The organism is Bellilinea sp. (assembly GCF_034432615.1).
In the GTDB taxonomy this organism is placed as follows: Bacteria; Chloroflexota; Anaerolineae; order Anaerolineales; family Anaerolineaceae; genus Bellilinea.
In genome coordinates, this window is the sequence record NZ_DAOUBL010000398.1 from 1 (window position 1) to 8,035 (window position 8,035).

General features: G+C 53.3%; 7 protein-coding genes. 6 read left to right on the top strand and 1 reads right to left on the bottom strand.

Translation table 11 applies throughout. From position 1 onward, the window contains the following. The 5 genes from VAE48_RS17330 to pgmB all read left to right on the top strand — a co-directional run. The coding region (locus VAE48_RS17330) for an ABC transporter substrate-binding protein (protein WP_322794594.1) at positions 1–954 on the top strand (954 nt) is incomplete at its 5' end. Positions 955–1,024: 70 nt separating this feature from the next. Further along, positions 1,025–2,008 carry a sugar ABC transporter permease gene (locus tag VAE48_RS17335; protein ID WP_322794595.1) on the top strand — a complete coding sequence of 328 codons (984 nt, stop codon included), beginning with the start codon at positions 1,025–1,027 and terminating at the stop codon, positions 2,006–2,008. 13 nt (positions 2,009–2,021) lie between these two features. Beyond that, entirely contained in the window at positions 2,022–2,957 is a 936-nt protein-coding gene (locus VAE48_RS17340; RefSeq protein ID WP_322794596.1) for a carbohydrate ABC transporter permease, read from the top strand. 34 nt (positions 2,958–2,991) lie between these two features. Further along, complete coding sequence (locus VAE48_RS17345) at positions 2,992–5,184, top strand: glycoside hydrolase family 65 protein (RefSeq protein ID WP_322794597.1); 2,193 nt, start codon at positions 2,992–2,994, stop codon at positions 5,182–5,184. Further along, on the top strand, positions 5,181–5,831 hold the full coding sequence (pgmB, locus tag VAE48_RS17350) for a beta-phosphoglucomutase (RefSeq protein WP_322794598.1): 651 nt from the start codon (positions 5,181–5,183) through the stop codon (positions 5,829–5,831). Before VAE48_RS17345 ends, pgmB begins: the two co-directional genes overlap by 4 nt. Positions 5,832–5,874: 43 nt before the next feature. Here pgmB and VAE48_RS17355 read toward each other — a convergent pair whose 3' ends face one another. Beyond that, the gene (locus VAE48_RS17355) at positions 5,875–6,825 is read right to left on the bottom strand and encodes a hypothetical protein (RefSeq protein WP_322794599.1); all 951 of its coding nucleotides are present in this window, start codon (positions 6,823–6,825) and stop codon (positions 5,875–5,877) included. A gap of 206 nt (positions 6,826–7,031) precedes the next feature. On the opposite strand from VAE48_RS17355, the gene VAE48_RS17360 reads away from it, so the two are divergent. Continuing rightward, positions 7,032–8,035: iron ABC transporter substrate-binding protein (locus VAE48_RS17360; RefSeq protein ID WP_322794600.1), on the top strand; the 1,004-nt coding region annotated here is incomplete at its 3' end.

Below are 8,035 nucleotides of genomic sequence, written 5' to 3' on the forward strand. Positions count from 1 at the left end.
GTGCGCGATGAGGTTTTGCTGCCAATTGACGACCTGATGGCAAAGGAAGGCGTCAAACGCGATGATTTCATCCCCTCTTTGATTGATGCCTTCTCTGAGGGTGGTGTTACCTACGGTATCCCCAAAGACTTCAACACGCTGGGTTTGTTCTACAACAAAGATCTGTTTGCCAAGGCGGGCATTGCCGAACCCACCGATGATTGGACGTGGGATGACTTGAAGGCGGCTGCCGAAGCGCTTTCCGATCCCGCTAATAACATCTACGGGCTGGGTGTGCCGGCCGATCCGGGCCGCTTCCCAATCTTTGTCTTCCAGAACGGCGGCTCCATTATGACCGAGGATTACAGCGACACCCTGCTCGACTCGCCGGCCGCGGTTGAAGCAGCCACTTTCTACACCGACTTCCGCAAGAATCAGATCGGCGCCATTCCGGCGGATGTTGGCGAAGGCTGGCAGGGGACGGTGTTTGGCAAGGGGCAGTTCGCCATGGTATATGAAGGCGGCTGGTTGATTCCCTACCTCAAGCAGCAATTCCCCAACACCAACTACGGTGTGGTCACCCCACCGGCTGGCCCGAAAGGTGAAGGCAATTTGATCTTCACGGTTGCCTACGTCATCTCGCGCAACAGCAAGAATCCGGAAGCAGCCATGCGGGTCATCAATTATCTGACCAGCGAAAAGGCACAAAACAAAGTTTTGGAAAGCGGTTTTGCCCTGCCTACCCGCCTGTCCCTGCAGAACAGCGACTTCCTGAAGACGAATCCGGCATCCAGCGCCATCTTCCGCGGAGCGCTGCAAGGTGCACGGCCGTTTGTATGGGGTCTGGTTGGCTCGGATGTCAACGAACAGATGGGTAAAGCGTTGGAACGCATCTATCTCGAAAATCAAGCGGTAGATGCTTCGCTGAAACAGGCGGCGCAGGTGATCCGCCAAAAAATTGCCGAAGTGAAGTAAAGCGGTCGTGCTGGAGAGGGTCAGCCCAGCAGCGGCTGACCCTCTCCGTGAAATAATGGAGGATGGAGGAATGACACAGACAGTTTCCAATCGTCCGGCGGGTTTATTTCGGCGCAAAGATAACCCGGAAAAACGAAAAAAACGCAGCGAAGCCCTCACCGCCTATATTTTTCTATTGCCGTATTTGTTCATCTTTTTCACTTTTACAATTTTCTCGATAGGTTACGCCTTTTATCTGTCTTTTACCCGCTATAACCTGCTGCGTCCGCCGGAGTGGTGGGGACTGGAAGGCTACCGCCGGGTCTTGTGCCTGGAGGCTCTCATGCCGCGCGGCGAGGATGCGCCGCCATTGGCGTGTGATGACCTATTTATCAAGAAGGCACTGCCCAACACCGTCAAGTACACCTTGATTGTGGTGCCAACCCAAACCGTATTGAGCCTGATTCTGGCGTTTGCCATGGATCAAAAACTGCGCTTTCGGCGCCTCTTCCGCACCATTTACTATCTACCCTCCGTGACTTCTTCGGTAGTCATCTCCCTGATTTTTGTATGGTTATTCAGCCCGCTGGGGATTGTCAATCAGATATTTAACCTCAATATCAACTGGTTGAACGATCCACGCTATGCCTTTTACACCATCATGATTTTGAATGTGTTCACCACTAGCGGCACGTTGATGCTCATCTTTCTGGCCGGCCTGCAGGACATTCCCACTGCAATTTATGAGGCAGCCTCGATTGACGGCGCCAATAAGTTCCAAACCTTGCGCTTCATCACCATCCCCATGCTGCGCCCGGTGGTGTTCTTCGTGGTGACGGTTGGCTTGATCGGATGTTTTCAGGTGTTTGACCAGATTTATGTGATGACTTCCGGGGGGCCGCTGGATTCGACCACCACGGTTGCCTATTTGATTTACAAGTGGGCCTTCCGGGATACAACGGTCAAGATGGGGCAGGCGGCCGCCCTGTCCTTTATTCTGGCGCTGATTATTCTGGTGTTCACCCTCATTCAGCGGCGGATTATCGAAGGAAGCGGCAGCGTTGGTTCGGCATGAGCGAGGTGAAAGAATGGCTACGATAACTCAAACCATTTCCAAAAAAGAATCCTTTTCCGATAAACTCATCGCGCTTTTAGACCGCCTCAAAACCCCCATCTTCTATGTGATTTTGATCAGTTGGGCCATTTTGTGCCTTGCGCCATTGTATTTCACGCTTATTTTCAGCCTCAAACCGGTTGCCAATGTGTACGATCCGCCCCTGTTCTGGCCGATTCCGTTCAGCCTGGAAAACTTCCGTGATGTGATTGGGGCTTTGCCGCTGTTTCCGCGCTGGCTGCTCAACAGTACCATCATCTCGATTGTGGTGACGGTGGCGCGTGTCCTGTTTTGCGCCATGGCAGGCTATGCTTTTGCCCGCATGGAGTTTCCGCTGAAGAAGTTTTTGTTCACCGCCTTGCTGATTTCGATGATGATTCCCGGCCAGGTAACCCTGATTCCGAACTTCCTCGTGGTTGGCCCGGGTATCATTCGCGGCGGATTGAAAATCGGCGATGTTACCATCCCTACCGGTTTTGGTTTGATGGACAATCTGGGCGGCGTCATTTTGCCCGGGATTGTGGCGGCTTTTGGCATCTTTATGATGACCCAATTTTACAAGAGCATCCCCAAGGAACTGGAAGAAGCGGCGATGATTGATGGGTTGGGGCGGTTCGGCATCTTCTTCCGTATTGTTTTACCCATCAGCACCACACAACTGCTGACTCTGGCGCTGCTGACCTTTCAGGGTGAATGGAACAACTTTATGTGGCCGTTGACCATTCTGCGCACGCCGGAAAACTTTACCCTGCCCATCGGGCTGAACTGGTTCCGCGGCGAATACTACACCCTGATTTCCAAGGTGCTGGCAGGTTCACTGTTCAACACCCTGCCGATTCTGATCATCTTCTTCATCTTCCAGCGCTACTTCACCCAGAGCATTGCCGGTACGGGGTTGAAAGAGGGCTGAGACTGAATACTGTTGCACATAGAGGGTTCATTTTATGCTGAATGATCGTAACTGGTTAATCACTGAAACTTGCTTTGACCTTGCCCGCCAGAATCATGCCGAAACAATTTTTACGATTGGGAATGGCTATCTCGGCACTCGTGGAGCGCATGAAGAGCGCTACCCCGGCGAGGAACGCACCACCTTCATTCATGGGGTCTTCGATGATGTACCCATCGTATTTACCGAGCTGGTCAACGCGCCGGATTGGCTTGACCTCAACCTGTGGTTGGGAGGGGAGCCGTTCCGGTTAACCGAGGGTGAAATTCTGGTCTATCAGCGCCAGCTGGATTTACGCACCGGTAGGTTGAGCCGTCGGGTGGAGTGGCGCAGCCCACAGGGGATGCTCTGGCAATTGGCCTTTGAACGGTTTGCCAGTCTGGCAAACCCCCATCTGTTGTGTCAGCGGGTCACGATTAAGGCGTTAGAGAATACTAACCTTGAAGCGCGTACGACCTTGAGTGGTGAAACGGATAACCTGAATTACAAACACTGGGACTGGATCGGGCAGGGATTTGGGCAGAACAGCGCATGGCTTCATCTGCGCACCCGTTCTTCTGGAATTGAACTGGGGGCTGCGACACGCCTCGTCGTCAGCGGCGGAGGTAATCTTCAGCAATCCGCCTGGGATACCCGTAACGCACCAACCCTGGTGGTAACCACGCAACTGAAAAGCGGCGAGATTGTCGAGATCGAGAAGATAACCGCGTTTTATACCTCACGTGAAACCAACGACCCTCAGGGAACTGCCCGGCGGGCTTTGGAGACCGTTCCAAAACGAGCGTGGAAGGGATTATGGGAGAGTCACGCCCGCGCATGGCAGCGTGAGTGGGAGCGCTGTGATGTCTTGATTGAAGGAGATGATCGCGCTCATCTGGCAGTGCGATTCAGCCTCTTCCAATTGCTGGCCGCGGCCCCCCGTCAGGACGAACGGGTAAGCATCGGGGCTAAAGCACTCTCCGGTTATGGTTACCGCGGGCATGTATTTTGGGATACGGAAATTTTCATGCTGCCTTTCTTCACTTATACCCGGCCGGAGATTGCCCGTAATTTACTCTCGTACCGTTACCACACCCTGGAAGGGGCGCGTAAAAAAGCCCGTGAAAATGGTTATAAAGGGGCTCAATACGCATGGGAAAGCGCGGCCACCGGCGAAGAGGTAACTCCCACCTGGGTGCCGCATCCTAGCGACCGAACCCAACTCATTCGCATCTGGACCGGCGATATTCAAATTCACATTTCGGCGGATGTGTGTTACGCCATCTGGCAGTACTGGCAGGCAACCGGCGATGATGACTTTATGATTCATCGCGGAGCGGAGATTTTTCTGGATGTTGCCCGTTTTTGGGCCAGCCGGGCGGAATGGAATGCCGAAACCGGCTGTTACGAATTTACCGATGTCATCGGCCCGGATGAATACCATGACCATGTGGATAACAACGCCTATACCAATGCGCTGGCACGCTGGCAGTTGAAAACCGCGCTCCAGGTACTGGCATGGCTGGAAAGCCATCAACCGCAAAAGGCTGCCCAGCTCCGCGACCAGCTGGAACTGGATGAAAACGAACTGGCGCACTGGCAGGAAGTGGCAGAAAAAATTTACTGGCAGGAAGATGCTCAGACCGGTCTGGTGGAACAGTTTGAAGGGTATTTTCAACGCAAGCAAATTGATTTGCAGGCTTTGGAACCGCGTACTCAATCCATTCAATCCCTGCTGGGTATCGAAGGCGCCAGCGAAGCCAATATTCTCAAACAGCCGGATGTGGTCATGCTGGCCTATTTACTGCCGGAACTGTTCGATGAAAACAAGCTGCGGGCAAATTACGAGTACTACAACGCAAGGACGGATCATACCTTTGGTTCTTCACTGGGGCCGGCAATCCATGCGATTATTGCCTGCCGGGTAGGAAAACCCGAGGAAGCCTATGAGCATTTCATGCGCGCTGCGCTGGCCGATCTTGAGGATGTGCGCGGCAACGCCCATGATGGAATTCACGCGGCTTCAGCGGGGGGCATCTGGCAGGCAATTGTATTTGGCTTTGGCGGGTTGAAATTGGGAGAGAACGACTGGAACACTCAACCCTGTCTACCGACGCACTGGAAGCGGCTGGCTTTTCGGTTGAAATATCGCGGTCAAACACTGGAAATTGACCTGTTCAATTCATCGGGGAAGGCGGGTGAGGAATGATACGCGCTTTTCTATTCGATCTCGATGGCGTATTGACCGACACATCCGAGTTCCATTACCTTGGGTGGAAGCGGTTGGCGGATGAATTGGGTCTGTCGTTTGACCGTCAGAAAAACGAGGCTCTGCGGGGAGTTTCGCGCCGCGAATCGCTGTTGTTGCTGCTGAACGGCCGTCCGGCAACGGAAGAGGAAATGAACGAGTGGATGGAACGGAAAAACCGGTACTACATTGAGTATGTTTCCCGTATGACGCCGGAGAACCTGCTGCCGGGGGCGTTGGAACTGCTGAAAGAACTGCATCAGGCCGGCTACAAGGTGGCGATTGTGTCTTCCAGCAAAAACACGCCGCTGGTACTGGAGCGTTTGCAAATTGGGGAGTGGCTGGATGCGGTGGTGGATGGCAATGCCGCCGCACGCAGCAAACCGGCCCCGGATTTGTTTCTGCTGGCTGCTGAGCGTTTGGGGGTATCACCGGAGGAATGTCTGGTGGTTGAGGATGCCGAAGCGGGGATTGCTGCCGGAAAAGCAGCCGGGATGTGCACGCTTGGGCTTGGGCCGAGCGAGCGGGTTGGCTCTGCCGATTATCAACTGCCTGATTTGGCAGGGGTAACGCTTGGCCGGTTGCGGGAATTAATCCCAGACCTGTAAAAAAAGCCTCCCGCCGAATCCGGCGGGAGGCTGCCTTCACCCTTCAGGGGAGGAAGGTGAAGGTGGAGATAACTACTTCGTATAGCCGATTGAAATCGGATTCGACACTGGACTCATCAAGGGGGAAAAAGATTAATTGATAGAAGCGGGCGTTGTGCAGCGCAAACACCATGCGGGAACTTAACCGCCCGGGTATGGGTTCCAGGACATGAGCAGGTTGACCATCCAGCGTGATTTGGGTTTGGCGCAGGCTTACCGGTGATTGGGATCCCTCAAACTGTTTCCGGAAGTCGCTGACCAGTTGATCTAAGGTTACCTCGGCGGTTGCCGGCCCGCTGAATATATCCAGACGGGCAACCACTTCTTCCGGATTGGCGGGATTTTCAGGTTGTGCAGTAATGGCGGTTAATCCGTGCGGGTCGGTGATGAAGTCGGCCGGGTAGGCAAAGCAATAAGCGTTCACCAAATCCACATAGGTTTTCATGCCTTCTTGCTGACATCTGGCAGGAAGTTTTATATCCACTTCACGGGGAAATTGAGGGTTCAATTCCCGGTTGATTCGCACCGTGTTGCCATTCTGGTCGGTACGGACTTCATAAGTCTGGCCGTTGACTTCAATCAGCAGGCGGTAGCCGGGAGTGATGACTTGAATGCACATCTCATCGGGAGAAGCCAAACCCAGGCAGCCATCCGGCCATTCAACGGGAGCGATTTCCAGCAAGCGGATTTCATCTGGTAAAACCCCCAGCTGTTCGGCGATCAATGGGCGAACCTTTTCAATAACCATGTCAACCTCTCCTTGGGGAATGGTGATACTGATCGTTGGCAGGGGGAGGATTTCTTCTACGGTAGGGAGCGGAGTGTTTTCAGCGACGGGCAGTTGGATAGGTTCAGTAGTCGGAACAGGCTGTTCAGGCAGGGGATCAACCGGCGTACAAGCGGCGAGAAGGATCAAACCGCCCAAAAGGATGGGAAGAATCCATTTTCGAATCATGGTCATCTACCTCCAACTCTTTAATCCAGTCTGCCTAATCTCTATTTATTCTTAGGACGCCGGCAGGCGAAAAAACGTTCCCCAAAGGATAACTGGAAAATTCCGCATAATTTCTATGAATTTTTTCTTATATATTGACAAAAATCGCCTTATTGGGTATATATAGCCCGTCCCAACCCAACCTACACCATTCAAGGAGTTGTTAAGTGAATCAAAACCGTTACTGGTGGATTCTGCCCCTTGTGGCAGTATTGTTGACCGGTTGTGCCTCTCTGTCCGCTTCATCTCAGGCGCAGGATGCCGGCCGGCTGGTGATTTACTCCGGGCGTAGCGAAAGTCTGGTTGCGCCGATTATTGAACAGTTTTCGCAGGCAAGCGGTGTAAAGGTGGAAGTGCGTTATGGTAACACCGCCGAACTGGCTGCAACCCTGCTGGAGGAAGGAAAAAATTCACCGGCAGATGTATTTTATGCCCAGGACCCGGGTGGCCTGGGAGCAATAGCCAATGCCGGTTTGCTGGCGGCATTGCCCGAAGACACCTTAGCGAAGGTGGAGAGCCGTTTCCGCTCTTCTCAGGGTTTGTGGGTCGGTATCTCCGGAAGGGCGCGGGTCGTCGTATATAACACCCAGCGCTTAAAGGCAGAGGATTTACCGGATGATTTATTCGGCTTCACTGACCCGCGCTGGAAAGGAAAAATCGGCTGGGCGCCGACCAATGCCTCATTCCAGGCGATGGTAACTGCCATGCGAAAAGAATGGGGAGAGGAAAAAACAAAAGCATGGCTGGATGGAATTGTCGCAAATCAGCCGGTTGTCTTTGAAGGCAATATGCCGATTGTTGCCGCAGTTGGCAGCGGAGAAATTGAAGTGGGTTTTGTTAACCACTATTATCTCTACCGCTTTCTCAAAGAACAGGGCGAAGCCTTCCCGGCCCGCAATCATTTTATGAACAATGGCGGCCCCGATTCGCTGGTGATGGTTTCCGGCATTGGGCGGCTGGCATCCGGCAAGAATGAGGAAAATGCGTTGAAATTCATCAACTTCCTGCTCTCGCCGGTGGCGCAACAGTACTTTGCCGGACAGACCTACGAATATCCGCTGGTGGCGGGTGTGCAAACCATGGCGGACTTACCTCCCTTGGAGAGTTTGAACGCTTCCGATCTCACAGCGGAACAACTGGCAGATTTAGAAGGCACATTGAACTTGCTGCG